Below are 25447 nucleotides of genomic sequence, written 5' to 3'. Positions count from 1 at the left end.
CGGAAGTCTTGATCGCCTCTCCAATGTCACCCTGCCTGATCGGGCTGTGGATGACTGACGGGTTCGCTCAATTGACTCGTTGCAGTGTGTTTCACCGGATATTCAATTCAACTCATACAGGTAACACCGTGACGAAAGACGAACTGCGCGCGGAACTAGAGCGCCAGGAACAACGTTACAAGGAAGTTTACGGCGGGGAAGTCACCACCTACGCCGCTCAGCCGGAACCGGAACGCAAGGCATGGCGCAAGCGCCCTACCGTTCAGGATCAGGTGTTCAAGCAGGAAATCGAAAAAATCGAGAAGGAACTCAAAGCCGAAGAGCCATGAGCCACGGCTGCTGAACATTCCAGAGTCGGCGTCCACCCGAGCATCAGCGCGGTGGCAAGACGACACCTCGCGCGCCCGCTACCCGCGGGCAGCGGCTGCATCGCTATTGTGTGGCTCAAGAACGAACGTCCCACAGGTTTCAGAGATATTTCAGACAAACGTTTGAGGCGCCAAAGCGCCGGAAAAACACTCTTGAAAATCAATTTTCCCTAGAAAAATCAAATAGTTGAAAAACCCTTCGTGACGCCTGGTTTTCACGCCCTGCAACAAATTAAATCGAACAAGGGTGAGACCAGTGAGCAGACGGGGCATCGATTTCCTGTCTTTTCTGGCATAATCGCGCCCCCTTACGACCGGGTCAGAAAACCTTCATGATCGATTTATTCAGCGGACTGGATGCTTGGGTGCTTGTGAGCCTCTTGCTCGCCCTGACGTTTGTCCTCGCCTTCGAGTTCATCAATGGATTTCATGACACCGCTAACGCGGTAGCCACTGTTATCTACACCAAAGCCATGCCGCCGCACCTGGCGGTGTTCTTTTCCGGTGTGTTCAATTTCCTCGGCGTGCTGCTGGGCGGCGTGGGTGTGGCGTATGCCATTGTCCATCTGCTGCCGGTTGAGCTGCTGATCAATGTGAACACCGGCCATGGCCTGGCGATGGTGTTCTCGTTGCTCGCCGCGGCAATCGCCTGGAATTTGGGCACCTGGTACTTCGGTATCCCGGCTTCCAGCTCGCACACCCTGATCGGCTCGATCCTCGGTGTCGGCCTGGCCAACGCGCTGATCAACGACATCCCGTTGGCCGATGGCGTGAACTGGCAGAAAGCGATCGATATCGGCGCCTCGCTGGTGTTCTCGCCGATGGCCGGCTTCCTCATCGCCGCGCTGGTGCTGATCGGCCTGAAGTGGTGGCGCCCGCTGTCGAAGATGCACAAGACGCCGGAACAGCGCCGCAAGATCGACGACAAGAAACACCCGCCGTTCTGGAACCGTCTGGTCCTGGTGATCTCGGCCATGGCCGTGAGCTTCGTGCACGGTTCCAACGACGGCCAGAAAGGCATCGGCCTGATCATGCTGGTGCTGATCGGTATCGTGCCGGCGCAGTTCGTGCTCGATCTGAACAGCACCACCTACCAGATCGAACGCACCCGCGACGCGACCCTGCACCTGAGCCAGTTCTACCAGCGCAACGCCGATTCGCTGGGTGAGTTCCTGGCCCTGGGCAAGAGCGTGGAAGGCGACCTGCCGGAGAAATTCCGCTGCAACCCGCAGCAGACCGAACCGACCATCACCGCTCTGCTGCACACGCTTAAAGGCGTAGCGGACTACCATTCGCTGTCGTCGGAAAGCCGCATCGAAGTGCGTCGCTACCTGCTCTGCCTGGACGACACGGCGAAGAAAGTCGGCAAATTGCCTGGCCTGGAAGCCCGTGAAAAGGCTGACCTCGACAAGCTGCGCAAGGACCTGACCACCACCACCGAATACGCGCCGTTCTGGGTGATTCTGGCGGTCGCCCTGGCGCTGGGCCTGGGCACCATGGTGGGCTGGAAGCGCGTGGTACTGACCATTGGCGAGAAGATCGGCAAACAGGGCATGACCTATTCGCAGGGCATGTCGGCGCAGATCACCACGGCCAGTCTGATCGGCATGGCCAATATTTTCAGCCTGCCGGTGTCGACCACTCACGTGCTGTCTTCGGGTGTCGCCGGGACCATGGTTGCCAATAAAAGCGGCCTGCAGGGTGGCACGGTGAAGACTATTCTGCTGGCCTGGGTGTTGACCCTGCCGGCGACTGTGGCGCTGTCGGCCGGGTTGTTCTGGTTGGCTTCGAAGGCTTTGGGTAGTTGATCGATTGCTGCTTGTGAAGGAGGCGCGATTCTTTGGAATCGCGCCTTTTTCATTTTGGGATTGGGATTGGGATTGGGGGCATATCCGTTTCTGGGGGTGCTGCCGCTGGCGGTTTCGCTCTTACAGCGACTCACTTTTCCAGACGCCGAAAAGTAAGCAAAAGGCTTTGCCCCGGCGTACGGCCCGCTCGCTGGGGCTCGGGGTATCTTCGTTACGGGATCGATCCGGGCGCAGCGGCTCCGGTTTGCTCCGCTGCACCTACACTCGCTGTGTACGACTGCGTCGTACGGTCGCTGCGCTCCCACCCCCGGATCAATCCCGTAACGAAGCCTGCCGAAGGGGCAAAAGATCAAGAGCCGAAGCAAAGCAAAAGCCAGATCAAGAGCCCCTCACCCTAACCCTCTCCCGGAGGGAGAGGGGACTGAACGGGGTGATTGGGCGAAGCACGCCGGCCTGGGATATCGAGTCGAATGCAAATACGCACAAGATCAAAAGCCCCTCACCCTAGCCCTCTCCCGGAGGGAGAGGGGACTGACCGAGGTGTTTAGGCGAAATACGCTGACGTAAGATACCGAGTCGAATGCAGATTCTGAAAAACCCGCAAATTGGCTCCCTCTCCCTCGGGAGAGGGCTGGAGTGAGGGGCGAATCCACCGAAAATCCCAAGCCATGCGACGCTTCTAACCACTCAACAATGAGCGTTAGCTCGAGTGCTCTTGATCTTGATCCACGGGCGACTTCGGAAGGCTGAGCGGAGGGATTGATCCGGGCGTGGGAGCGCAGCGACCGTCTGGCGCAGCCAGACACAGCGGAAGGAGGTGCAGCGAAGCAAACCGGAGCCGCTGCGCCCGGATCGATCCCGCAGCGAAGGAACCCGAGCCTGCGAGGGCCGAACGCAGGAGCAAGCCTTTTTGGGTACTTTTTCGGCGTCTGGAAAAAGTGCCTCGCCGTAAGGGCGAAACCGCCAGCCGCAACCCCCGCAGAAACGGATATACCCCCAAAACCCCAACAGCCTGGTCGGCCCAAAGGCCGCCACGGCCCCAAAAAAAAGGGGCAACCGAAGTCGCCCCAAAATGCCTTGCGTGCCCATCAAATCCAGAAGAACTCACTTGCGCCGCTTATGCGCATCCTTCCAGATAAAAAATCCAAACCCTGCAAAAAACAGCACCATGAGCCCCACCGTCAGAACCCCGGCAAACACCACGTTATCGAAAAACATGACTGGCCTCCTGGCCCTGCTTTGCTGCGATGGGTTCAAATTAGCAAACACACAGGCGCGCACATTGACCAGGATCAATATCCGCAAGGAAGGGAATCAAAGGAGGGGAAATAACTGACCTGCATCAATTGATGCGGCGGGAGATCAACGCTTTTTCGGTTTGTTCTTCGACTTTTTCTTGGTTTTTCCCAACGGCATCGCCTGCTCGAAGGCGTTGCGCACTTCGTTCAGGCGCTTTTCGTTGAGGTCATGCACACGCTTGGCGCGTTCGGTGTTGAGGTCGATCAGTTTGTCGTCTTGGCTCATGGCGTTCGGCACATCGCAAAAGAGATCACAGCTGCCGATCACCGGCAGGATTGCGCCAATCATGCCGCGTGGCGCTGGCGCTGACCAGTGACAGCTCAAATCTCGATGTCGACCCACAGTCCCTGACGCGGCTGATCGTCAATCAGCGGCACCACTGGCACGGTATTGTCAGCATTCAGCTCAGTGCCCGGCACCGCCAGATGCTCTTCAGGATCTTCATCCGCCTCGCGGCGCCGACGATCACGTTCCTGTTGGCGACGTTGTTCTTCGCGCGCCAGCAGCCGATCCTCTTCCGGATCACGCTTCTGCAGATCGATCGTGCTTTCGTTGGAGCTTTCCTGCACCGGCACCACCGGCGGAATGTCCGGCCGCTGGCGGATCGGATCCTGCTGGGAAGTGATCGGCACAGCGCTCAAGGGGAGCATCGGTGGCAACATATAAAGGTCTCCTGTCTGCAGGCTATCGGCTGGGGTGCAGGCGCCTTGAGCCGCCTGTCGTAATTGTGTGATGCACCTCGCACCCGTAGGAGCTGCCGCAGGCTGCGATCTTTCATGGGACAACGCAAAACCCAAGTGTTCCCAAAGATCAAAAGATCGCAGCCTTCGGCAGCTCCTACGCCAGTAATCTTTGGCCCTGAAGCCGTCATTCCGTTAAGATAGCCCGCTTTTTCAAGGTGGGAGTCAGGCAGCATGGCGCAGCAGTATCAACCGGGGCAACGCTGGATCAGTGACAGCGAAGCAGAGCTTGGTTTAGGCACCGTTCTGGCACAGGACGGCCGCTTGTTGACCGTGCTTTACCCGGCCACTGGCGAGACCCGCCAGTACGCGCTACGGAATGCGCCCCTGACCCGTGTGCGGTTCTCGCCCGGCGACTCCATCACCCACTTCGAAGGCTGGAAGATGACTGTGCAGCAGGTCGACGACGTCGACGGGCTGATGGTCTATCACGGCCTCAACGGGCAGAACGAAGTCGTCACTCTGCCGGAGACCCAGCTGTCGAACTTCATTCAGTTCCGCCTGGCCAGCGACCGTCTGTTCGCCGGGCAGATCGATCCGCTGCCGTGGTTCTCCCTGCGCTACAACACTCTTGAACACACCAGCCGCCAGTTGCAGTCCTCGCTGTGGGGCCTGGGCGGCGTGCGGGCGCAGCCGATCGCGCACCAGTTGCACATCGCCCGTGAAGTCGCCGACCGTATCGCCCCACGTGTACTGCTGGCGGACGAAGTGGGCCTGGGTAAAACCATCGAGGCCGGTCTGGTCATCCACCGCCAGTTGCTCTCGGGCCGCGCCAATCGCGTGCTGATCCTGGTCCCGGAAAACCTCCAGCATCAGTGGCTGGTGGAGATGCGCCGCCGTTTCAACCTGCAGGTCGCGCTGTTCGACGAAGAGCGCTTCATCGAGAGCGATGCCACCAACCCGTTCGAAGACACGCAACTGGCGCTGGTTGCGCTGGAATGGCTGGTCGATGACGAGAAGGCGCAGGACGCCTTGTTCGCCGCCGGTTGGGATCTGATGGTCGTCGACGAAGCGCATCACCTCGTGTGGCACGAAGACAAGGCCAGCGCGGAATATTCGCTGGTCGAACAACTGGCCGAAGTGATTCCCGGCGTGCTGCTGCTCACCGCGACCCCGGAACAACTCGGTCAGGACAGTCACTTCGCCCGTCTGCGCCTGCTCGACCCGAACCGTTTCCACGACCTGGCCGCGTTCCGCGCCGAGAGCGAGAACTATCGCCCGGTGGCCGAAGCCGTGCAGGAACTGCTCGACAAGGGCCGTCTCTCGGCCGAAGCGCACAAAACCATTCACGGTTTCCTCGGCAACGAAGGCGAAGCGCTGCTGACCGCGGTCAACGATGGCGACACAGAAGCCAGTGCGCGCCTGGTCCGTGAACTGCTTGATCGCCATGGCACCGGCCGCGTGCTGTTCCGCAACACTCGTGCCGCGGTGCAGGGTTTCCCGGAGCGCAAACTGCATCCGTACCCGCTGCCGTGCCCGGCCGAATACCTCGAACTGCCACTGGGCGAACACGCCGAGCTGTATCCGGAAGTCAGCTTCCAGGCACAGCCGGACGCCAGTGAAGAAGAGCGCTGGTGGAAATTCGATCCGCGCGTCGAGTGGCTGATCGATCAGCTGAAAATGCTCAAGCGCACCAAAGTGCTGGTGATCTGCGCCCACGCCGAAACCGCTATGGATCTGGAAGACGCCCTGCGCGTGCGTTCCGGCATCCCGGCCACGGTGTTCCACGAAGGCATGAACATCCTTGAGCGCGACCGCGCCGCCGCCTACTTCGCAGACGAAGAGTTCGGCGCACAAGTGCTGATCTGCTCGGAAATCGGCAGTGAAGGTCGCAACTTCCAGTTCGCTCACCATCTGGTGCTGTTCGATCTGCCGTCGCACCCGGACCTGCTCGAGCAGCGCATCGGTCGTCTCGACCGGATCGGCCAGAAGCACATCATCGAACTGCACGTGCCGTACCTGGAAACCAGTCCGCAACAGCGCCTGTTCCAGTGGTACCACGAAGCGCTCAACGCGTTCCTCAATACCTGCCCGACCGGCAACGCCTTGCAGCATCAGTTCGGCCCGCGCCTGCTGCCGCTGCTCGAAGAAGCGGACGACGGCGAGTGGCAAGCGCTGATCGACGAAGCGCGTGCCGAGCGTGAACGTCTCGAAGCCGAGCTGCACACCGGCCGCGACCGTCTGCTGGAACTCAATTCCGGCGGCGCTGGCGAAGGTGAAGCGCTGGTCGAGGCGATCCTCGAGCAGGACGACCAGTTCGCCCTGCCGATCTACATGGAAACCCTGTTCGACGCGTTCGGCATCGACAGCGAAGACCATTCGGAAAACGCCCTGATCCTCAAGCCGAGCGAGAAGATGCTCGACGCCAGTTTCCCGCTGGGCGACGACGAAGGCGTGACCATCACCTACGACCGCAACCAGGCGCTGTCGCGCGAGGACATGCAGTTCATCACCTGGGAACACCCGATGGTGCAGGGCGGCATGGACTTGGTGCTGTCCGGCTCGATGGGTAACACCGCGGTCGCGCTGATCAAGAACAAGGCGCTGAAACCGGGCACCGTGTTGCTGGAATTGCTCTACGTCAGCGAAGTGGTCGCACCGCGTTCGCTGCAACTGGGGCGCTACCTGCCACCGGCGGCACTGCGCTGCCTGCTCGACGCCAACGGCAATGACCTGTCGCCACGGGTCTCCTTCGAAACCCTCAACGACCAGCTGGAAAGCGTGCCGCGCGCCAGCGCCAACAAGTTCATCCAGGCCCAGCGCGATCAGCTGACACCTCGGATCAACGCCGGCGAAGAAAAGATCGCCCCGCGTCACGCCGAACGTGTGGCCGAAGCGCGCCGCCGTCTGGCCGCCGACACCGACGAAGAACTGGCGCGCCTGACCGCGTTGCAAGCGGTCAACCCGACCGTGCGCGACAGCGAACTGGAAGCCTTGCGCACTCAGCGTGAACAGGGTCTGGCGATGCTGGACAAAGCGGCGTTGCGCCTGGAAGCGATTCGGGTGCTGGTGGCGGGCTAACCGCCTGCTCCACCGCTGAAACCAAAGAGGCCCGCAGTGATGCGGGCCTTTTTTATTTCAGAAGCAAAAAGCAAAAGATCGCAGCCTTCGGCAGCTCCTACAGGGAGAATGCGTTCCTCCTGTAGGAGCTGCCGAAGGCTGCGATCTTTTGATCTTAAGCAGTCGCCGCAGAAATTTCTGGCTCAACCACCGCCACCAACCCGTCCTTCATCCGCTGCGCATCCCGCACGAAACAGCGCGATGCCAGAAACAGAAAGACCATGGTCAAAAACAGCGCCACCGGAATCAGGTACATCGCGTCATGCAGGCCGACTGCCTTGAACGCTTCGGTCATCTGCTCAGCGCCCGCCGACAGCATCGCCGTGTGTGCGAAGTGATCCGACAGCCCACCGACGACTACCGGCCCTAACCCGCCCCCCAGCAAATACAGACCGGCAAAGAACAACGCCATCGCCGTCGCCCGCAGGCGCGGTTCGACCACGTCCTGAATCGCCGTGTACACGCAGGTGTAGAAGTTGTAGGCGAACAGCCAGCCGACGCTGAACACCGCAACGAACACGCCGATCTCGACGCGTCCGGCATGCAGCGCCCACGCCGTGCACAAGGTCGAGATAATCAGACTGAACGCCGCAAACAGCAGGCGCCCACTGGCGAACCGCTGATGAATCTTGTCGGCGATCCAGCCGCCGAGGGTCAGCCCGACCAGCCCGGTGACGCCGACGATAAATCCGGTGGCCACCGCCGCCTCCTGCAACGGCATGAGGAAATAGCGCTGCAGCATCGGCACCAGAAACGAGTTGCAGGCATAGGTGGCGAAGTTGAAGCACAGCCCGGCCATCACCAGCCACAGGAAAGTCGGCACGGCGAGGACGCGACGGATCGGCTTGTCGACCCTCTCTTGCGAGACCTGCACGGTTTCAGCCGCACCGCGTTTCGGCTCCTTGATGAAGAACATGAAAACCGCGAGGATCAGCCCCGGTACGGCGGCAATGAAGAACGGCGCGCGCCAGCTGTCGAAAGCCTTGACCATCGCGCCGATGGTGAAGAACGCCAGCAGCAGCCCCAGCGGCAGGCCAAGCATGAAGATGCCCATCGCCCGTGCCCGACGGTGTGCGGGAAACAGGTCACCGATCAGCGAGTTCGCCGCTGGTGCGTAACTGGCCTCACCGATGCCGATGCCCATGCGCACGATCAGGAAGCTCCAGAAACTGCCGACCAGACCGTTGACGGCGGTCAGCGCGCTCCACGTCGCCAGGCCCCAGCCCATCAGTTTGCTGCGCGAACCGGTGTCGGCCATGCGCCCCAGCGGCAGGCCGGCGATCGCATAAACCACGGTGAACGCGGTGCCGATGATGCCCAGCTGAAAGTCGCTGAGGTGCCATTCCATGCGGATCGGTTCGATGATGATCGCCGGGATGGTGCGGTCGAAGAAATTGAACAGGTTGGCGAGGAACAGCAGGAACAGAATGCGCCAGGCATTCGCCGCTTGGGTCGAGTTCTGCATGGGTCCGTCTCTTTATTGTTATGAGGGCTTCACTGCCAGCGCGTCGAGCCCGGAACCTGCAATCTAGTCAGCCGCGCGGGGGCTGTCTGTCATCATTCGTCAGCCTGATATCGGCCCATCGCACTGTAACGAAACGTAAGCCCTTGATAAGTCTGGAATCCCCCGCCATACGGGGCTTTTCCGGCAAAATCCGGCGACAAAAAAATAGTTTCGCGCCCCCCTTCCCAACGCCATGGCAACGCCTAGAATGGCCGCCGGATCCGTCCGGATCTTCCGATCAATCCCTTTGATACCCCCGCCCATGTCCGAAGCCAGTCCGTGTCTGAATTGCGGTGCCTGCTGTTCCCATTTTCGCGTGTCTTTTTTCTGGGGTGAGTGCTCATCCGCTGGCGGGACGGTGCCCGATGAACTGGTCGCACAGATCACCCCGAGCCGAGTGGCGATGATCGGCACCGACCGCAAGCCGGCGCGTTGCACGTCTCTGGCGGGCGAGGTCGGCAGCGCTGTGGCCTGCACGATCTATGACAAACGCTCGAGCACCTGCCGCGAGTTCGAGGCGTCATGGGAGAACGGCGAGCACAACCCCGACTGCGACAAGGCCCGCGCCGCCCACGGCTTGCCACCCTTGCCGCCACACTGGAACGACCTGCCGCTGGAGCGCATTGCCTGAGCCTTAGCGCGAATCGCTATGAGGCTAATGGCAAAATCGTTACCACCAATGTGCCACTACGCCTTGCAGCTTGGAAACCGCCTCTATACTCCTTGCATTCGCCTGCGTTGGATTGACGCATGGGCCAGATGAATCCGAGACGGGGCACGCTATGGAGTGGCTTGGTTTGCAGTTTGTTGCCGAGCTGCCGGCGAGCGGGCAGATACTCCTCGATTGCAGTCACAATCCCTTGCTGGTGCTGGTGGCCTATCTGGTCGCCTGCGCGGCGAGCTTCGCCACCCTCGACATGGCTGAGCGCGTCGTGCATGCCGAAGATCCGGGATCGCGGCGGATCTGGCGCTGGATCGGCGCGACCTGCCTGGCCGGCGGCATCTGGGCCATGCACTTCATTGGCATGCTGGCTTTCCAGACACCGATCGACATTCAGTACGACCTCGGCATCACCCTTTTCTCTTTGCTGATCGCCCTGCTCGCCTCATGGCTGGCCATGCACACCCTGAGCGAGGTCCAGCCAAGCGCATTGCATTGTCTCAAAACTGCGTTTGTCATCGGCTTGGGCATCGCGGGGATGCATTACGTCGGCATGGCAGCGATGAAGTCGAGCGCCACCGCCTACTATCAGCCAGGACTGTTCGCGCTGTCGGTGCTGATTGCTATCGGCGCGAGTTTCGCCGCGCTGTGGGTGGCGCGTTATCTGAGCGAAGGCAGCGGGGTCGCGCACCAATTGCTCAAGTACAGCGCGGCGCTGATCCTCGGTGCCGGCATCATCAGCATGCACTTCACCGGCATGGCTGCCCTGGATCTGGTGCTTCCCGAAGGCGCTCTGGCAGCGAGCGGCGCCGAAACCGGGCATCTGCAACTGGGCCTGACCGTGGCGCTGATCATCCTGTTGATCCTCGGCAGTGCGATCAGCGCCGCGCTCGCCGACAAGAAACTGCAAAACAAGGACAACGATCTGCGCCGGGTCAACGCCCTGCTCAGCCAGCTCGATCAGGCGCGCATGTCCCTGCAGCAAGCGGCCAATTACGACGCGCTGACCAACCTGATCAACCGCCGTGGCTTCAACCAGATGTTCGCCGAGAAGCTCAGCCAGAAGACCAGCGAGGGTGGCATGCTCGCGGTGATGTTTCTCGACATCGACCATTTCAAGCGCATCAACGACAGCCTCGGCCATGATGCTGGGGATGCGCTGCTCAAAGTCATCGCCCAACACATCAAGAGCTCGGTGCGCAGCCACGAAGATGTGGTCGCGCGGTTCGGCGGCGACGAATTCTGCATCCTCATCAGCCTGCGCGACCGCGAAGAGGCACGCGGCATGGCGCAGCGCATCATGCACAAGATGAAAGAGCCGATCGAACTGGCGGGGCGGCGCATGGTGATGACCACCAGCATCGGCATCAGCCTGTTTCCAGAAGACGGCACCACCTGCGAAGAGCTGCTCAAGCACGCCGACCTGGCGCTGTACCAATCCAAGGGCGCCGGGCGCAATGGCTTGCATTTCTTCAATTCCAGCCTGAAGACCCGCGCCAGTTGTGAGCTGCAACTGGAAGAAGAACTGCGCGGCGCGCTACGGGAAGACAACGCGCTGATGCTTTACTACCAGCCGATCTTCGAATTGAAAACCGGGCGCGTGACCAAGCTCGAAGCACTGATCCGCTGGCAGCATCCGCTTCACGGCTTGCTCACGCCCGATCGCTTTATCGGTATCGCCGAGAACAACGGTTTGATCGCCGAACTGGACAACTGGGTGCTGCGCCGCGCCTGCAAGGATCTTGGCGAACTGTCGCGGCATGGTTGTGCAGAATTGAAAATCGCCTGGAACTGCTCGCCGTTGAATCTGGCGCGGGAAGAGCTGGCCGAGGAGATCGAACACGCGTTGCACACCGCCGGGGTAGCGCCGGAACGCCTTGAACTGGAGGTTACCGAAAACGCTTTGATGGGCAATATCGCCAACACCCTGGTACTGCTGCGACAGATCCGTGCCCTCGGCGTGTCGCTGTCGATCGATGATTTCGGCACCGGCTACTCATCGCTGGCCTACCTCAAGCGCCTGCCGCTGAATACCCTGAAGATCGATCGCTCGTTCATCCTCGATATTCCCACCGCCACGGCGGACATGGAGATCGTCCAGGCGATCATCGTCATGGCGCACACCCTGCATCTGCAAGTGGTCACAGAAGGCGTCGAAAGCCTGGAGCAATATGAGTTTCTCGAGCGTTCGGGCTGCGATTTCATTCAGGGCTATCTGCTCAGCCGCCCGGTGCCGCTGGACGAGCTGCGCGCGGTGCTCGATGAAATCAACCAGCGCAAACCCGTACTCGGGGTCAATCCTCTGAGTCTGGCCCGCGATACATTTGCACCAGTGTCGCTGGATCCTGCGCTAAAAAGCCTTGCGCCCCATGCAGGCGCATCAATTGTGCGGCCAATCCGCTGATTGGCGTGGCCGAACCCTGTTCGCGGGAAAATTTCACCGCCGTGTCGAGATCCTTGAGCAGCGTGCGCACGTGCCATTTGATCGGCTCGAAACGGCTCTCGGCCATTTGCGGGGCGAGGATCTGCAACGGCTTCGAATCGGCGAAACCACCGGCCAGCGCTTCGGCGATCAGACGGGCATCGACCCCGGCCTGCTCGGCCAACGCCACCACTTCGGCGATCACCAGCGCATTGCAGGCGACGATCATCTGGTTGCACGCCTTGGTCACCTGCCCGGCGCCGATGCCGCCCATGTGCGTGACGCGCTGACCGAGGTTGAGTAGCACCGGGCGTACCCGTTCGAGATCCGCCGCCGCACCGCCGACCATGATCGCCAGACTGCCGGCCTCGGCCCCCGCCACGCCGCCGGACACCGGTGAATCGAGCCAGGCCATGGCGGTTTTCTCGGCCAGCGCTGCGGCCATCTCGCGAGTCGCGGTCGGTTCAAGGCTGGAGAAATCCACCAACAGCTGGCCGTTTTTCGCACCTTCGGCGATACCGCCAGCGCCAAACACCACGTCACGCACCACGGCAGTATCGGCCAGACACAGCATGACGATGTCAGCGTGCGCACACAGTTCGGCGGGGCTCGTCACTTGCCGGGCGCCGACCGCAACCAGCGGTGCGCACTTGTCCGGGTTGCGGTTCCACACGGTCAGCGGATAACCCGCCGCCAGCAAACGCTGGCACATCGGCAGGCCCATCAGGCCGATTCCGGCAAACCCCAACGAAGGTAGCGTTGACATCATTTTGCCTCTTTTCCATTAAAGATCACCGAATCATGGCCGATTCATCAACGATCAGGAAAGGATTCCGCCCGGCGACCAAAGCAGCCAGCACCACGACGCCCGGGCCGTATTCGCGCACACAAGACGCGAGATCTAATTCCGTGAGGTTCGCCGGCACTGTGCGGCGAGCCAACCCAGTCCAGGTAAATGGCGCACCATGACCTCCAAAAACAATCCCGCCAGTGCAACAGCCGATCTGACCCTGAGCCCCGCCGCGAACAGCGCGTCACTGTCCCGACCCGCGCAGCCTTCACGCCCGCTGTCGACCCAGCAATATCTGTACTTCACCGAAACCAACACCGACCGCATCCTCGATAACCTCGACGGCCTGCGCGATTCGGTATTCCCGCGCCCGCCGCATCAGGAAGGCGACAACGAACAGCACAACGACCAGGAATTCCCCTCGGTGTGCCTGATCGGCCTCGGTCGCTGCGGCTCCAACATCGCCCTCGACGTGGCGGAGCTGGTGTACAACGCGCGCAAGTTCTACCTCAACGAATTCAACAACGAAGACCGCCCGGCTGACCGGCGTCTGGCCGACAAGGGCTACAGCCCGGCGCAGTGGATCAAGAACAACCTGCGCATCGGCACCAGCAAATCGACCAAACCGGTATTCCTGGTCGAACCGCTGGTGATGCTTGGCGATCTCGACAAGGACATCGCCGGGCGCATCCGTTTCTCGCGCAAGGGCGAAAAAAGCGGCTTCCTGCGCGACTACAGCAAAATGAAGATCATGGACTTGTCCGAAGTCCACGCCGGTGGCGCCGGTAACGCGCCGATCCTCGGCCAGTACCTGGCGAAGATCATCCTCAACAAGGACACCCAGCGCTTCTCCAGCCCGGACTGGAAAATGATCCACTCGTACCTGATCGACAGCTGCGGGATCAAGGCCAACCAGTCGCGCCTGTATTTCTCGATCTTCAGTGCCGGCGGCGGTACCGGTTCCGGCATGGCCTCGGAGTTCGGTCTGGCGCAGCAGCACTCGTACATGAACAAGACCTTCGACACCAAGCCGATGGATGAGCACGACGGCAAGAGCGGCCATTCGTTTGTGTTCGAACCGATCTTCACCAGCGGCATTTGCGTGCTGCCGAACATTTCCGATCACCGCAGCGAAATGTCCGAAGCCCTGCACATCAACGCCGGGCGCCTGTTGTGCAAATACCTGTCGGAGGAATGGGATTTCTCCTACAACTTCGCCAACGAGGACAGCAGCGAAGCCAGCGTCATGGGGCGTATCCGCCCGTGGAACGCGATGATGCTGATCTCCAACGACATCATGCGATACGCCGAAGAAAGCGATGACGGCAATATCCAGAACATTGATGTCAATGCCATGGAGAAGCACGCCAACCAGTACATCTCGCAGCAGATCTTCAACATTCTGACGGCGCAGGCAGTCACCACGGACTACGACCAGAACTACTTCCGCCGCGCCGGCATCGACATCGGCGAAACCATCCGCCTGGATGCCAATGACCTGTTCATGAGTCTGGCCGGCCCGGTGGCGATTGCCTACGCCGAATCGGTGGTCCCGGAAACGCCGCCGCCGAGCAGCGACAAGTTCAAGGTCTTCGATAAAGAGCCGCAGCGCCTGAACATCGACGACCTGTTCTTCCGCTCGATCGACCTGCCGCACTTCAACAAGGTCACTCAGGCGATCGAAGGCATCAGTCTGTTGCCGATCGAGTCCAAGCGTTATCGTGCTTCGCTGGAGCAGTACAAGAACTCCGGTTACGACGCGGCAGCGCTGCACGATCTGCACTTCTTCAAGAACTGCTCGTCGGTGGTCTCGATCGTCTCGCTGCCGAAAGACTACAAGCTGTCGTACATGGACCTGAACCGGTTGAAGACCCACCTCAACAGCCTGTTCCCCAACACCACGCTCAAGCGCTACGCGCTGGTGATCGGCGCTTCGGCCAACCTGTCGCTGACCACGCTGATCGCCAAGAGCCCATGCCTGTCGGACGATTTCCTGACCTTGATCGTGGCGTTCATCAAGCGCTGTTTCGCGAAGAACCCGTACCGTTTCGACGAGACGCTGGACAACTCGATTCTCGACTTCATCATTCAGGAAGATTTCGACGAAGCGCGTATCGACGACCTGCTCAATGAATTCGAAAACCCGGCGAAGATCCTCGACACCAATTGGTACGCGATCAAACCGATGTACGAGAAAAAGTATCGCGAGCTGATCAACGACAAAGACAAGTTTGTCTCGATCAATGACATCCGCCTGTCGCGTGATTGCGTGAAGAAGTCGATCAAGTATTTGCGCGAAATCTACCGCCACCGGATTGGCAAGACCAAGGTGATTTCGCTGAATAACCATACCGGGAAGACTTACTCGGTCTGATCAAAGACCGGGTCGTCTCAATCGCGAGCAGGCTCACTCCTACATTTCGGAATGCGTTCCCCTGTAGGAGTGAGCCTGCTCGCGATGAGGCCCTACAAACACCGAAAATTTTTGCTTAACCAACATCCAGAAACAATTAAGCGACCGTCCGGCCGCTCAATAAACTGTTCCCGTTACGTTTACGTCACCGTGAGGCGTGGCATTTCTCCACGGCAAGGTGCCATCACGCTACTCCGCTACACACTTGGGGCGCGGCGATGGAAGCACTAAAACGGTGCAACCAATCAAATCGCCGCCCTTTCCTGGATCAGAATCCACGGCGAAACCACCACGGCCCACAGTTGCGGATCACGCTCGAAAATATCCAGCGCCCGCGTTTCAGACAGCTTGGCGACCTTGTCCTCGGCCAGCCAGGCCGCGACTTTCTCGCCCTCGTCCGATGCTACGGCCTCAGCGGCAGCGATCAAATCAAGGTCGGGGTCGACCCACAATAGGGCACCCTTGGCGAAGAACGGCTCCAGCTCTTTCCAGGTAATTGATGCCGTTTCACCAAGCAGCTTGGCATAGAGGGTGCTAGGTTCTTGATTCATGGGAGCTGTCCGGAAAAGAAATCGACGCGAATGATAACGTCGGTGGTCCGTCAGAAAAACCCGGTTGCAAATGGCTGCACCGAACGAAAAGAGCAGGAACGCCAAGGAATGCTGCCGATTGGGATATATGCCCACGAACGCCCCGCCGCAATTCTGTCTTTTTCATTCAAAAATGCGACACCCCCAAGTTTTGCCCCTCGGCGCCCGCTTCCCAGGCTGACAACCGGCGCTCTACACTGTACCGGTACAGTTGCCGGGGGCATTTCCGGAGGGTATCGCAAAGATATCTGACCCGGTTCTGCTGCTACGGCGCCAGAACTCAAAAAAATTACAACAGTAAGAGTGGAGCACTATGACTAAGGCTACTAAGCAGATTTCCAAACTGTTTGCCGCTATGGTTCTGGCCGGGGTTGCCAGCCATTCGTTCGCAGCTGACACCATCAAAATCGGTATCGCCGGTCCTAAAACCGGTCCAGTAGCCCAGTACGGCGACATGCAGTTCAGTGGCGCAAAAATGGCCATCGAGCAAATCAACGCCAAGGGTGGCGTCGACGGCAAGCAACTGCAAGCCGTTGAATACGACGATGCCTGCGACCCGAAACAAGCGGTAGCGGTAGCGAACAAGGTCGTCAACGATGGCGTCAAGTTCGTGGTCGGTCACCTGTGCTCCAGCTCCACCCAGCCCGCTTCGGACATCTACGAAGACGAAGGCGTGATCATGATCACCCCGGCTGCCACCAGCCCGGACATCACCGCCCGTGGCTACAAAATGATCTTCCGTACCATCGGTCTCGACAGCGCCCAGGGTCCTGCCGCCGGCAACTACATCGCCGATCACGTGAAACCGAAAGTGGTTGGCGTGCTGCATGACAAACAGCAGTACGGTGAAGGCATTGCCACCGCCGTGAAATCGACCCTCGAGAAGAAAGGCACCAAGGTTGCCGTCTTCGAAGGCGTCAACGCTGGTGACAAGGACTTCTCGGCAATCATCGCCAAGCTCAAGCAAGCCAATGTCGACTTCGTCTACTACGGCGGCTATCACCCGGAGCTGGGTCTGATTCTGCGTCAGGCTCAGGAAAAAGGCCTGAAAGCCAAGTTCATGGGTCCGGAAGGCGTGGGTAACGACTCGATCACCCAGATCGCCAAGGACGCCTCCGAAGGCCTGCTGGTGACCCTGCCGAAGTCCTTCGACCAGGATCCGGCCAACGTTGCTCTGGCTGACGCCTTCAAAGCCAAGAAGGAAGATCCGAGCGGTCCGTTCGTGTTCCCGTCCTACTCGGCGGTGACCGTGATTGCCGAAGGCATCAAGGCGGCCAAGTCCGAAGACGCGGCCAAAGTCGCTGAAGCCATCCACGCCGGTTCGTTCAAGACCCCGACCGGCGACCTGAGCTTCGACGACAAGGGCGACCTGAAGGACTTCAAATTTGTCGTGTACGAGTGGCACAACGGCAAACCAAAAACCGAAGTTTCGCCTCAGTAAGGCCTTGCCCGACTGACTGCCAATAAAGCCCACGGCGTGCCGTGGGCTTTGTTTTGCGAATGTAAGGGCCGCGCTGGCGTGATCCGCCAGTCTGCCCACCTGAAAATCTCAAAACCGTCATCAGCGGTTCGCTGGCAAAACCCGGATTCGAAGTGGATAGAGATCCACGGGGCCGGGCGGGAAAATGACTCCACCAGTGAAATGCGTACAGGTTTTTAGGAGCGCTGTAATGCCTGACCTCTATCACTTCTTCCAACAGCTGGTTAACGGCCTCAACGTTGGCAGCATGTATGCCCTGATCGCCATCGGCTACACGATGGTCTACGGCATCATTGGAATGATCAACTTCGCCCACGGCGAGGTGTACATGATCGGTTCCTACGTGGCGTTCATCGCCATCGCCGGGCTGACCATGATGGGACTCGACAGTGTCCCGCTGTTGATGACCGCGGCGTTCATCGCCAGCATCGTCGTCACCAGTTCCTACGGTTACAGCATCGAACGGATCGCCTACCGCCCGCTGCGCGGCAGCAACCGTCTGATCCCGCTGATTTCCGCCATCGGTATGTCGATCTTCCTGCAGAACACCGTTCTGCTGGCGCAAGACTCCAAGGACAAAGCGATCCCCAACCTGATCCCGGGCAACTTCGCCTTTGGTCCGGGTGGCGCACAAGAAGTGCTGATTTCCTACATGCAGATCGTGGTGTTCGTCGTGACCCTGATCGCCATGCTCGGCCTGACCCTGTTCATCTCCCGTTCCCGCCTGGGTCGCGCCTGCCGCGCCTGTGCCGAGGACATCAAGATGGCCAACCTGCTCGGCATCAACACCAACAACATCATCGCCCTGACCTTCGTCATCGGTGCTGCGCTGGCCGCCGTGGCGGCGGTGCTGCTGAGCATGCAATACGGCGTGATCAACCCGAACGCCGGTTTCCTTGTCGGCCTCAAGGCCTTCACCGCCGCGGTACTGGGCGGCATCGGCAGCATCCCAGGGGCCATGCTCGGTGGGTTGGTGCTCGGTGTAGCAGAAGCGTTCGGTGCCGATATCTTCGGCGACCAGTACAAGGACGTCGTCGCGTTCGGCCTGCTGGTTCTGGTGCTGTTGTTCCGTCCGACCGGCATTCTGGGCCGTCCGGAGGTTGAGAAAGTATGACTAGGAATCTTAAACAGGCACTGTTCAGTGCCTTGCTGGTGTGGGCGGTGGCCTACCCGGTACTCGGACTGAAACTGACCATCGTCGGCATCAATCTGGAAGTGCACAACACCAGCCCGGCGGTACTCGCGACCATCGCGATCTGCTCGGTGCTGATGTTTCTGCGCGTGCTGTTCAACCAGCAGATCAGCAAGGCCTGGCGTTCCTCGCCGGGCATGCCGCTGATCCCGGCCAAGGCCAGCAACTTCCTGACCCTGCCGACCACCCAGCGCTATTTCATCATTGCGCTGATTCTGATCGCCCTGGTCTGGCCGTTCTTCGGTTCCCGTGGCGCGGTGGATATCGCAACGCTGATCCTGATCTACGTGATGCTCGGCCTGGGCCTGAACATCGTCGTCGGTCTGGCCGGCCTGCTTGACCTGGGTTACGTCGGTTTCTACGCCGTCGGCGCCTACAGCTACGCGCTCCTCTCGCACTACTACGGCCTGAGTTTCTGGATCTGCCTGCCGATTGCCGGCCTGATGGCGGCGACATTCGGCTTCCTGCTGGGCTTCCCGGTATTGCGTTTGCGTGGCGACTATCTGGCGATCGTGACCCTCGGCTTCGGCGAGATCATCCGTCTGTTCCTGCGTAACCTGACTGACATCACCGGCGGCCCGAACGGCATCAGCAACATCGAGAAGCCGACGTTCTTCGGCCTGACCTTCGAGCGCAAGGCCGCCGAAGGCCTGCAGACGTTCCACGAGTATTTCGGCCTGCAATACAACTCGATCAACAAGGTGATCTTCCTTTACCTGGTTGCGCTGTTGCTCGCACTGGCCGCGCTGTTCGTGATCAACCGTCTGCTGCGCATGCCGATCGGTCGCGCGTGGGAAGCACTGCGTGAAGACGAAATCGCCTGCCGCGCGTTGGGCCTCAATCCGACTGTGATCAAGCTCTCCGCGTTCACCCTGGGTGCTGCGTTCGCCGGTTTCGCCGGCAGCTTCTTCGCCGCGCGTCAGGGTCTGGTGACCCCGGAATCGTTCACCTTCATCGAGTCGGCGATCATCCTCGCCATCGTCGTGTTGGGCGGCATGGGCTCGCAACTGGGCGTGATCCTGGCGGCGATCGTGATGATCCTGTTGCCGGAAATGATGCGTGAGTTCAGCGAGTACCGCATGTTGATGTTCGGTGCGCTGATGGTGCTGATGATGATCTGGCGTCCACAAGGTCTGCTGCCGATGCAACGCCCACACATGGAGTTGCGCAAATGAGCCGCGAGATCCTTAAAGTCGAAAATCTGAGCATGCGCTTCGGCGGCTTGCTGGCGGTCAACGGCGTGGCGCTGACCGTCAAGGAAAAACAGGTGGTTGCACTGATCGGCCCGAACGGCGCCGGCAAGACAACCGTGTTCAACTGCCTGACCGGCTTCTATCAGCCTACCGGCGGCAGCATCCTGCTGGACGGCGAGCCTATCCAGGGCCTGCCGGGGCATAAAATCGCCCTTAAAGGCGTGGTGCGTACCTTCCAGAACGTGCGTTTGTTCAAGGACATGACCGCGGTCGAGAACCTGTTGATCGCCCAGCACCGTCACTTGAACACCAACTTCCTGTCCGGCCTGTTCAAGACCCCGGCGTTCCGCAAAAGCGAGCGCGAGGCGATGGAATTTGCCGAGTACTGGCTGGAAAAGGTCAACCTCAAAGAGTTCGCCAACCGCACCGCCGGCACCCTCGCCTACGGCCAGCAACGGCGTCTGGAAATCGCCCGCTGCATGATGACCCGCCCGCGGATCCTCATGCTCGATGAACCGGCCGCCGGCCTGAACCCGAAGGAAACCGAAGACCTCAAGGCGCTGATCGGTGTGTTGCGTGAAGAGCACAACGTCACCGTGCTGCTGATCGAGCACGACATGAAACTGGTCATGAGCATCTCCGACCACATCGTCGTGATCAACCAGGGCACTCCGCTGGCCGACGGCACGCCGGAACAGATCCGCGACAATCCTGAAGTGATCAAAGCCTACCTGGGGGAAGCGTAAATGCTGCAGTTCGAAAACGTTTCCACCTTCTACGGCAAGATCCAGGCCCTGCACAGCGTTAACGTCGAAGTCCGTCAGGGCGAGATCGTGACGCTGATCGGCGCCAACGGTGCCGGCAAATCCACGCTGTTGATGACGCTGTGCGGTTCGCCGCAAGCGCACAGCGGCAGCATCCGCTACATGGGTGAGGAACTGGTCGGCCAGGACTCGTCGCAGATCATGCGCAAGAGCATCGCCGTGGTCCCGGAAGGTCGTCGGGTATTTGCCCGCCTGACCGTGGAAGAAAACCTGTCCATGGGCGGATTCTTCACCGACAAGGGCGACTATCAGGAACAGATGGACAAGGTTCTCGGACTTTTCCCACGCCTGAAAGAGCGCTTCAACCAGCGCGGCGGCACCATGTCCGGCGGCGAACAGCAGATGCTCGCCATCGGCCGTGCGCTGATGAGCAAGCCCAAGCTGCTGCTGCTCGACGAGCCGTCGCTGGGCCTGGCACCGATCATCATCCAGCAGATCTTCGACATCATCGAACAGCTGCGCAAGGACGGGGTGACGGTGTTCCTGGTCGAGCAGAACGCCAACCAGGCGCTGAAAATTGCCGACCGCGCCTACGTGCTGGAGAACGGCCGTGTGGTCATGCAAGGCACCGGTGAAGCGCTGCTGACCGACCCGAAAGTACGCGAGGCGTACCTCGGCGGTTGAATATTATCGCTGGACAAAAAAACGGCCTTCGGGCCGTTTTTTCATGCCCACCACAAATACCCTGTAGGAGTGAGCCTGCTCGCGATAGCGGTGTATCAGTCGCAACGGCAGTGACTGACAAAACGCCATCGCGAGCAGGCTCACTCCTACAGGGGACGCGGTGGTCTGAAGATTTTTATAAAAAATTCAGCCCCGCGTGTAACGCATCCCGCCACCCGTTCTCTAGAGGGACAAGCAAGCGCAAACCGCTTGCAGAAACCCTGATAAAAACTGGAGAAACATCATGACTGCTACTACCCGCACCCTGTCCGCCACCGCCCTGGTTCTGGCCCTCGGTTCCGCTCTGAGCATCGCCACTGTCTCCACCGCCCAGGCCGCCGATGCCAACATGGAAAAATGCTTCGGCGTGGCCCTCAAAGGCAAGAACGATTGCGCTGCAGGTGCCGGCACCACCTGCGCTGGCACGGCGAAAACGGACTATCAGGCCAACGCTTGGAAACTCGTTCCTAAAGGCACCTGCGCTACCACCGAAAGCAAAACCTCGCCGACCGGCTTCGGCCAGCTCGAAGCCTTCAAAGCCAAGTCCTGATTCAAGGCCTGCCTGAGTGACGCCCATGTTCAGTCATCACGAACCGTCCCTGCCGCGCACTCAGGCCGCTCGCACCGAGCTTCCTGCCCGCGCCGGGCTGGGGCTCAAGACCGGGCACTTCCTCGAAGTGCTCGGCTCCGTACCGGACCTCGGTTTCTTCGAAGTCCACGCCGAAAACTACATGGTGGCCGGCGGCCCGTTTCATCATTTTCTTGGTGTGATTCGCGAACAGTACCCGCTGTCCTTGCATGGCGTCGGACTGTCGATCGGTGGCGAAGGCCCGCTGGACAGCCAGCACCTCAAACGCCTCGGCGAGCTGATCGAGCGCTATCAACCACAAGCCTTTTCCGAACATCTGGCGTGGTCCAGCCATGGCCCGGTGTTCCTCAATGATCTGCTGCCACTGGCCTACGACACGCCGACCCTGAACCGCGTCTGCGCGCATATCGATCAAGTACAGAACACCTTGAAACGAACAATGCTGCTGGAAAACCCGGCGACCTATCTGGCGTTTCAGCATTCGACGATCGACGAGGCCGAGTTCATCGCCGAAGTGATCCGCCGCAGCGGTTGCGGCTTGTTGCTCGACGTCAACAACGTCTACGTGTCATGCATCAATCATCAGCGCGATCCACTGGCCTATCTCGATGCGTTACCGCTGCAAGCAGTCGGCGAGATTCATCTGGCCGGCTTCGCTGAAGATCGCGACAACCTCGGCGATCGCTTGCTGATCGACGATCATGGCGCGCCGATTGATCAGGCTGTCTGGGATCTGTACCGGCAAGTGCTGCGTCGGATCGGCCCGGTGGCGACGCTGATCGAACGTGACAATCACCTGCCGGCCTTCGACGTATTGCTTGCCGAAGCGCAGCACGCCGATACGCTGTTGCGCCGAGCGGAGCGTGCGGCATGAGCACGCAAGCGGACTTCGCCGCCGCCCTGCTCGATGTGCAACTGCCGTATCCCAAGGGCCTGTGCAGCCGCAACGGCGCCGATCCGTCACGGCGTTTCGCGGTCTATCGCAACAACGTGCAGAGCTCGCTGATCAATGCCCTGGCCGACAGTTATCCGGTGGTGCAGCAATTGGTCGGTGAGGAATTTTTCCGCGCCATGGCGGCGATTTTCGTACGCAGTCAGCCGCCACAGAGTCCGTTGATGAGCCGCTACGGCGAGGGCTTCGCTGACTTCATCGGGCAATTCGAACCCATCGCCGGCGTGCCTTATGTGGCCGATGTCGCCCGACTCGAATATTTGCGCACCCTCGCCTATCACGCCGCCGATGCGCAGCCGATCCGGCCGGAGCAAGTCAGCGCCGCGCTGGCCGATCCGCAGTCGCTGAGCGAGCTGTGTTTCGAATTACATCCTTCGTTGCATTTGCTCGACTCCGCCTATGCGGTGGTTGCGATCTGGGCCGCGCATCAGCAGGAGCAAAGTCTGGCGGGCATTGGCCTGAATCAAGGCCAACACGCCCTGGTGCTGCGCAACGGTCTCGATGTTGAAGTGTTTGCTCTCGAGACCGCGGCGAGCGTGTTTATTCGTCACCTTGCCGGAGGGCGACCACTGCTGGTGGCAGCAGAGAAAAGTCCGCCGTTCGATCTCGCCCAAACCCTCGCGCTGTTGATTGCGCATAACGCGATCACCCGGCTCAATTACAAGGAGTTGCCATGAACAGCCTGATCCTGCGCGTCATCGCGTCGTTCGAAAAAATCCCCAACAGTCTGATTGCCTTCATCGCGCGTTTTTCCATCGCCGCCGTGTTCTGGAAATCCGGGCAAACCAAGATCGAAGGGCTGGCCGTCGACTTGTTTGACGGCACATTTGAACTTGGCTGGCCGCGCTTGGCTGATTCGACGGTTCCGCTGTTTAAGAGCGAGTACAGCCTGCCGCTGTTGTCGCCGGAGATTGCCGCACACATGGCGGCGTTTGCCGAGCATGTGTTCCCGCTGCTGATCCTGCTCGGCCTCGCCACACGGTTTTCGGCGCTGGCGTTGCTCGGCATGACCCTGACCATTCAACTGTTTGTCTACCCGGATGCCTACCCGACCCACGGCACCTGGGCGGCGGTGCTGCTGTACCTGATGGCGACCGGCCCGGGCAAGTTGTCGATTGATCACCTGATTGCTCGCCGCCTCCAAGGCTGACCTGAAACTGTAGGAGCTGCCGAAGGCTGCGATCTTTTGATCTTGCTTCTAAAAATCAAAAGATCGCAGCCTTCGGCAGCTCCTACACAGGTTCGGTGTCAGCGCTGCAGTCGATCCAGCGCCTCGCCACTGCGCTTGAACCAGCCCATCAGATAATCCGCCAACACCTGCGTGCGTTTCGGTAATCCGCCCTGATACGGGTGCACCAGGTACATCGGCATCCGTCGGGTCTGGTAATCGCGCAACAGCCAGCGCAAGCGGCCGTCAGCCAGTTCGGATTGCAGCAGATACGACGGCAAACGGGCGATGCCGGCGCCGGACAGCGCGGCTTTTTTCAGCAGGCTGTAATGGTTGCTGGCGAACGGGCCTGACACCCGCACCCGCAATAACTCATGCTGCTGGTGATACAACCACTCTTCGCGCCCGCTGTAATGGCTGTTGAGCAAGCAGCGATGCTCGGCCAAGGCCTGCGGCGCCGCCGGTTCGCCGAAGCGCTCAAGGTAGGCCGGGCTGGCGCAGGTCATTTCGTGCCACGCCAACAGCGGCTTGGCCACCAGCCGCTCGTCATTGGCGACTTCGGCGCGAATCGCCAGATCAAAACCGTCGCGAGACAGATCGCGATAACTGTTGTTCAGCTCCAGCTCGATCTGCACCTCGGGGTATTGCCCGGAAAACTCCAGCAGCAAGCCATCGAAGAAGGTCTCGCCGAGCGACACCGGAACGGTCATGCGCACGGGGCCAGCCATGTCGTCCTTCAACCGCGCCAAAGCCTGCCGTGCGCGTTCAACCTGAACCACCAGTGCCTGCGCTTGCGGCAGCAGCGCCGCCCCCGCCGCCGTCAGGCTCAAACGGCGGGTGGTGCGTTGCAGCAACACCACACCGAACTGCGCTTCGAGCTGACTGATGCGCTTGGACAACTGGCCCTTGCTGCAGCCCAACTGCTGCGCCGCGAGGGTGAAACTGCCGGCCTCGATCAGTACGGCGAATGCGGCGAGGTCATCCATTTCGCTCATGGATTGTTTCCAATTGAAAACCAAAGGTTGCCCATTAGTGCGCTTATCCGCGGAAAAAACCACTCTAGACTGAAACCTCATTCACTCACTTGGGGTACAGCTCGATGAAGATTCTGTTGATAGGCGCCGGCGGCACCATCGGTTCGGCGGTGGACAAAGAATTGTCGCAACGCCACGAAGTCATCCGTATCGGTCGTAACAGCGGTGACTTGCAAGTGGATATCAGCGACAGCGCGTCGATACGCAAGCTGTTCGAACAGACCGGCAAGTTCGATGCGCTGATCTGCGCGGCGGGCAACGTGACGTTCGCAGCGCTGGACGAGATGACTGCAGACAGCTTCGCCCTCGGCCTGAAAGACAAACTGATGGGCCAGGTCAACCTGCTGCTGATCGGTCGCGAGTACGCCAATGACGGCGCCTCGTTCACCTTCACCACCGGCGTGCTCAGCCACGACCCGATTCGCAGCGGCGCCTCGGCAGCACTGGTCAACGGCGCCCTCGACAGCTTCGTCCGCGCCGCCGCCATCGAACTGCCGCGGGGCCTGCGGGTGAACTCGGTGAGCCCGACCGTCCTGACCGAGGCCCTGGGCAAATACGCGCCCTATTTCCGTGGCTTCAAGTCGGTTCCTGCAGCGGACGTCGCATTGGCCTACGCGAAAAGTGTCGAGGGATTGCAAACCGGGCAGACGTTTCACGTCGGTTAAGAGCAAAAGATCGCAGCCTTCGGCGGCTCCTG

General features: G+C 60.2%; 24 protein-coding genes. 16 read left to right on the top strand and 8 right to left on the bottom strand.

The genetic code is table 11. The annotated features are described in order from the left end of the window. Positions 1-128: 128 nt before the first annotated feature. The gene (locus tag LIS66_RS06260) at positions 129-329 is read left to right on the top strand and encodes a hypothetical protein (protein ID WP_008080067.1); all 201 of its coding nucleotides are present in this window, start codon (positions 129-131) and stop codon (positions 327-329) included. Positions 330-479: 150 nt separating this feature from the next. On the opposite strand, the gene LIS66_RS06255 is transcribed toward LIS66_RS06260, so the two are convergent. Further along, positions 480-641: a hypothetical protein gene (locus LIS66_RS06255; RefSeq protein WP_161806088.1), complete on the bottom strand. Its 162-nt coding sequence runs from the start codon at positions 639-641 to the stop codon at positions 480-482. Positions 642-700: 59 nt separating this feature from the next. Here LIS66_RS06255 and LIS66_RS06250 point away from each other — a divergent pair, with 59 nt between their 5' ends. Beyond that, positions 701-2176 (top strand): inorganic phosphate transporter, encoded by a 1476-nt coding sequence (locus LIS66_RS06250; RefSeq protein ID WP_042608193.1) that lies wholly within the window; start codon positions 701-703, stop codon positions 2174-2176. A 1104-nt stretch (positions 2177-3280) separates the two neighbouring features. Here LIS66_RS06250 and ccoM read toward each other — a convergent pair. From ccoM to LIS66_RS06240, 3 genes are all read right to left on the bottom strand, one after another. After that, positions 3281-3394 (bottom strand): cytochrome c oxidase subunit CcoM, encoded by a 114-nt coding sequence (gene ccoM / locus LIS66_RS27795; RefSeq protein WP_016771346.1) that lies wholly within the window; start codon positions 3392-3394, stop codon positions 3281-3283. A 144-nt stretch (positions 3395-3538) separates the two neighbouring features. Continuing rightward, complete coding sequence (locus tag LIS66_RS06245) at positions 3539-3763, bottom strand: hypothetical protein (RefSeq protein WP_042608194.1); 225 nt, start codon at positions 3761-3763, stop codon at positions 3539-3541. A 32-nt stretch (positions 3764-3795) separates the two neighbouring features. Continuing rightward, a complete protein-coding gene (locus tag LIS66_RS06240; protein ID WP_024011931.1) occupies positions 3796-4137 on the bottom strand; it encodes a hypothetical protein in 342 nt (113 codons plus the stop codon). A 252-nt stretch (positions 4138-4389) separates the two neighbouring features. Here LIS66_RS06240 and rapA point away from each other — a divergent pair, with 252 nt between their 5' ends. Beyond that, positions 4390-7236, top strand: a complete 2847-nt coding sequence (gene rapA / locus LIS66_RS06235; protein ID WP_042608195.1) for an RNA polymerase-associated protein RapA — start codon at positions 4390-4392, stop codon at positions 7234-7236. A gap of 154 nt (positions 7237-7390) precedes the next feature. On the opposite strand, the gene LIS66_RS06230 is transcribed toward rapA, so the two are convergent. Beyond that, positions 7391-8740: a spinster family MFS transporter gene (locus LIS66_RS06230; protein WP_042608196.1), complete on the bottom strand. Its 1350-nt coding sequence runs from the start codon at positions 8738-8740 to the stop codon at positions 7391-7393. A gap of 301 nt (positions 8741-9041) precedes the next feature. On the opposite strand from LIS66_RS06230, the gene LIS66_RS06225 reads away from it, so the two are divergent. Together LIS66_RS06225 and LIS66_RS06220 are read left to right on the top strand one after the other, a co-directional pair. After that, positions 9042-9410 (top strand): YkgJ family cysteine cluster protein, encoded by a 369-nt coding sequence (locus LIS66_RS06225; RefSeq protein ID WP_042608197.1) that lies wholly within the window; start codon positions 9042-9044, stop codon positions 9408-9410. A 151-nt stretch (positions 9411-9561) separates the two neighbouring features. After that, complete coding sequence (locus tag LIS66_RS06220; RefSeq protein ID WP_227973817.1) at positions 9562-11844, top strand: putative bifunctional diguanylate cyclase/phosphodiesterase; 2283 nt, start codon at positions 9562-9564, stop codon at positions 11842-11844. Here the strand turns inward: LIS66_RS06220 and LIS66_RS06215 are convergent. After that, positions 11735-12631, bottom strand: coding sequence for an NAD(P)-dependent oxidoreductase (locus tag LIS66_RS06215; RefSeq protein ID WP_227973816.1), 897 nt, complete (start codon positions 12629-12631; stop codon positions 11735-11737). The two genes, LIS66_RS06220 and LIS66_RS06215, sit on opposite strands and share 110 nt — an antisense overlap. Positions 12632-12827: 196 nt before the next feature. On the opposite strand from LIS66_RS06215, the gene LIS66_RS06210 reads away from it, so the two are divergent. Beyond that, the gene (locus LIS66_RS06210) at positions 12828-15026 is read left to right on the top strand and encodes a hypothetical protein (protein ID WP_227973815.1); all 2199 of its coding nucleotides are present in this window, start codon (positions 12828-12830) and stop codon (positions 15024-15026) included. A gap of 284 nt (positions 15027-15310) precedes the next feature. On the opposite strand, the gene LIS66_RS06205 is transcribed toward LIS66_RS06210, so the two are convergent. Continuing rightward, positions 15311-15616 carry a DUF2288 domain-containing protein gene (locus LIS66_RS06205; RefSeq protein ID WP_227973814.1) on the bottom strand — a complete coding sequence of 102 codons (306 nt, stop codon included), beginning with the start codon at positions 15614-15616 and terminating at the stop codon, positions 15311-15313. A gap of 352 nt (positions 15617-15968) precedes the next feature. On the opposite strand from LIS66_RS06205, the gene LIS66_RS06200 reads away from it, so the two are divergent. The 9 genes from LIS66_RS06200 (at position 15969) to LIS66_RS06160 (ending at position 23698) form a co-directional block, all read left to right on the top strand. Beyond that, complete coding sequence (locus LIS66_RS06200; protein ID WP_227973813.1) at positions 15969-17096, top strand: branched-chain amino acid ABC transporter substrate-binding protein; 1128 nt, start codon at positions 15969-15971, stop codon at positions 17094-17096. 229 nt (positions 17097-17325) lie between these two features. Then, the gene (gene livH / locus LIS66_RS06195) at positions 17326-18249 is read left to right on the top strand and encodes a high-affinity branched-chain amino acid ABC transporter permease LivH (RefSeq protein WP_016771355.1); all 924 of its coding nucleotides are present in this window, start codon (positions 17326-17328) and stop codon (positions 18247-18249) included. Beyond that, positions 18246-19502: a high-affinity branched-chain amino acid ABC transporter permease LivM gene (locus tag LIS66_RS06190; RefSeq protein ID WP_016771356.1), complete on the top strand. Its 1257-nt coding sequence runs from the start codon at positions 18246-18248 to the stop codon at positions 19500-19502. The genes livH and LIS66_RS06190 overlap by 4 nt, the downstream gene beginning before the upstream one ends. Next, positions 19499-20266: a high-affinity branched-chain amino acid ABC transporter ATP-binding protein LivG gene (gene livG / locus LIS66_RS06185; protein ID WP_016771357.1), complete on the top strand. Its 768-nt coding sequence runs from the start codon at positions 19499-19501 to the stop codon at positions 20264-20266. The genes LIS66_RS06190 and livG overlap by 4 nt, the downstream gene beginning before the upstream one ends. After that, complete coding sequence (locus tag LIS66_RS06180; protein ID WP_003222380.1) at positions 20267-20968, top strand: ABC transporter ATP-binding protein; 702 nt, start codon at positions 20267-20269, stop codon at positions 20966-20968. A 283-nt stretch (positions 20969-21251) separates the two neighbouring features. Then, a complete protein-coding gene (locus LIS66_RS06175; protein ID WP_042608203.1) occupies positions 21252-21557 on the top strand; it encodes a DUF2282 domain-containing protein in 306 nt (101 codons plus the stop codon). Positions 21558-21582: 25 nt separating this feature from the next. Beyond that, on the top strand, positions 21583-22470 hold the full coding sequence (locus tag LIS66_RS06170) for a DUF692 domain-containing protein (RefSeq protein WP_042608204.1): 888 nt from the start codon (positions 21583-21585) through the stop codon (positions 22468-22470). Next, positions 22467-23225: a DNA-binding domain-containing protein gene (locus LIS66_RS06165; protein WP_042608205.1), complete on the top strand. Its 759-nt coding sequence runs from the start codon at positions 22467-22469 to the stop codon at positions 23223-23225. The genes LIS66_RS06170 and LIS66_RS06165 overlap by 4 nt, the downstream gene beginning before the upstream one ends. After that, positions 23222-23698, top strand: a complete 477-nt coding sequence (locus LIS66_RS06160; protein ID WP_042608206.1) for a DoxX family protein — start codon at positions 23222-23224, stop codon at positions 23696-23698. The genes LIS66_RS06165 and LIS66_RS06160 overlap by 4 nt, the downstream gene beginning before the upstream one ends. A 98-nt stretch (positions 23699-23796) precedes the next feature. Here the strand turns inward: LIS66_RS06160 and LIS66_RS06155 are convergent, their stop codons facing one another. Further along, positions 23797-24711 carry a LysR family transcriptional regulator gene (locus tag LIS66_RS06155; RefSeq protein WP_042608207.1) on the bottom strand — a complete coding sequence of 305 codons (915 nt, stop codon included), beginning with the start codon at positions 24709-24711 and terminating at the stop codon, positions 23797-23799. Positions 24712-24815: 104 nt separating this feature from the next. Here LIS66_RS06155 and LIS66_RS06150 point away from each other — a divergent pair, with 104 nt between their 5' ends. Continuing rightward, positions 24816-25415 carry a short chain dehydrogenase gene (locus LIS66_RS06150; protein WP_042608208.1) on the top strand — a complete coding sequence of 200 codons (600 nt, stop codon included), beginning with the start codon at positions 24816-24818 and terminating at the stop codon, positions 25413-25415. Positions 25416-25447 lie beyond the last annotated feature (32 nt).

It is taken from the genome of Pseudomonas sp. HN2 (assembly GCF_020736465.1).
GTDB classification, from domain to species: Bacteria; Pseudomonadota; Gammaproteobacteria; order Pseudomonadales; family Pseudomonadaceae; genus Aquipseudomonas; species Aquipseudomonas moraviensis_A.
This window is presented reverse-complemented; position numbering and strand designations above follow the sequence as displayed.

Excerpts from the sequence above, each read along its gene's own strand:
- rapA (WP_042608195.1), top strand. The coding sequence starts at position 4,390 with ATGGCGCAGCAGTATCAACCGGGGCAACGCTGGATCAGTGACAGCGAA.
- ccoM (WP_016771346.1), bottom strand. The coding sequence starts at position 3,394 with ATGTTTTTCGATAACGTGGTGTTTGCCGGGGTTCTGACGGTGGGGCTC.
- LIS66_RS06220 (WP_227973817.1), top strand. The coding sequence starts at position 9,562 with ATGGAGTGGCTTGGTTTGCAGTTTGTTGCCGAGCTGCCGGCGAGCGGG.
- LIS66_RS06255 (WP_161806088.1), bottom strand. The coding sequence starts at position 641 with ATGCCCCGTCTGCTCACTGGTCTCACCCTTGTTCGATTTAATTTGTTG.
- LIS66_RS06170 (WP_042608204.1), top strand. The coding sequence starts at position 21,583 with ATGTTCAGTCATCACGAACCGTCCCTGCCGCGCACTCAGGCCGCTCGC.
- LIS66_RS06165 (WP_042608205.1), top strand. The coding sequence starts at position 22,467 with ATGAGCACGCAAGCGGACTTCGCCGCCGCCCTGCTCGATGTGCAACTG.
- livG (WP_016771357.1), top strand. The coding sequence starts at position 19,499 with ATGAGCCGCGAGATCCTTAAAGTCGAAAATCTGAGCATGCGCTTCGGC.
- LIS66_RS06180 (WP_003222380.1), top strand. The coding sequence starts at position 20,267 with ATGCTGCAGTTCGAAAACGTTTCCACCTTCTACGGCAAGATCCAGGCC.
- LIS66_RS06215 (WP_227973816.1), bottom strand. The coding sequence starts at position 12,631 with ATGATGTCAACGCTACCTTCGTTGGGGTTTGCCGGAATCGGCCTGATG.
- LIS66_RS06205 (WP_227973814.1), bottom strand. The coding sequence starts at position 15,616 with ATGAATCAAGAACCTAGCACCCTCTATGCCAAGCTGCTTGGTGAAACG.
- LIS66_RS06175 (WP_042608203.1), top strand. The coding sequence starts at position 21,252 with ATGACTGCTACTACCCGCACCCTGTCCGCCACCGCCCTGGTTCTGGCC.
- LIS66_RS06240 (WP_024011931.1), bottom strand. The coding sequence starts at position 4,137 with ATGTTGCCACCGATGCTCCCCTTGAGCGCTGTGCCGATCACTTCCCAG.
- LIS66_RS06155 (WP_042608207.1), bottom strand. The coding sequence starts at position 24,711 with ATGAGCGAAATGGATGACCTCGCCGCATTCGCCGTACTGATCGAGGCC.
- LIS66_RS06200 (WP_227973813.1), top strand. The coding sequence starts at position 15,969 with ATGACTAAGGCTACTAAGCAGATTTCCAAACTGTTTGCCGCTATGGTT.
- LIS66_RS06230 (WP_042608196.1), bottom strand. The coding sequence starts at position 8,740 with ATGCAGAACTCGACCCAAGCGGCGAATGCCTGGCGCATTCTGTTCCTG.
- LIS66_RS06250 (WP_042608193.1), top strand. The coding sequence starts at position 701 with ATGATCGATTTATTCAGCGGACTGGATGCTTGGGTGCTTGTGAGCCTC.
- LIS66_RS06150 (WP_042608208.1), top strand. The coding sequence starts at position 24,816 with ATGAAGATTCTGTTGATAGGCGCCGGCGGCACCATCGGTTCGGCGGTG.
- LIS66_RS06210 (WP_227973815.1), top strand. The coding sequence starts at position 12,828 with ATGACCTCCAAAAACAATCCCGCCAGTGCAACAGCCGATCTGACCCTG.
- livH (WP_016771355.1), top strand. The coding sequence starts at position 17,326 with ATGCCTGACCTCTATCACTTCTTCCAACAGCTGGTTAACGGCCTCAAC.
- LIS66_RS06160 (WP_042608206.1), top strand. The coding sequence starts at position 23,222 with ATGAACAGCCTGATCCTGCGCGTCATCGCGTCGTTCGAAAAAATCCCC.
- LIS66_RS06190 (WP_016771356.1), top strand. The coding sequence starts at position 18,246 with ATGACTAGGAATCTTAAACAGGCACTGTTCAGTGCCTTGCTGGTGTGG.
- LIS66_RS06225 (WP_042608197.1), top strand. The coding sequence starts at position 9,042 with ATGTCCGAAGCCAGTCCGTGTCTGAATTGCGGTGCCTGCTGTTCCCAT.
- LIS66_RS06245 (WP_042608194.1), bottom strand. The coding sequence starts at position 3,763 with ATGATTGGCGCAATCCTGCCGGTGATCGGCAGCTGTGATCTCTTTTGC.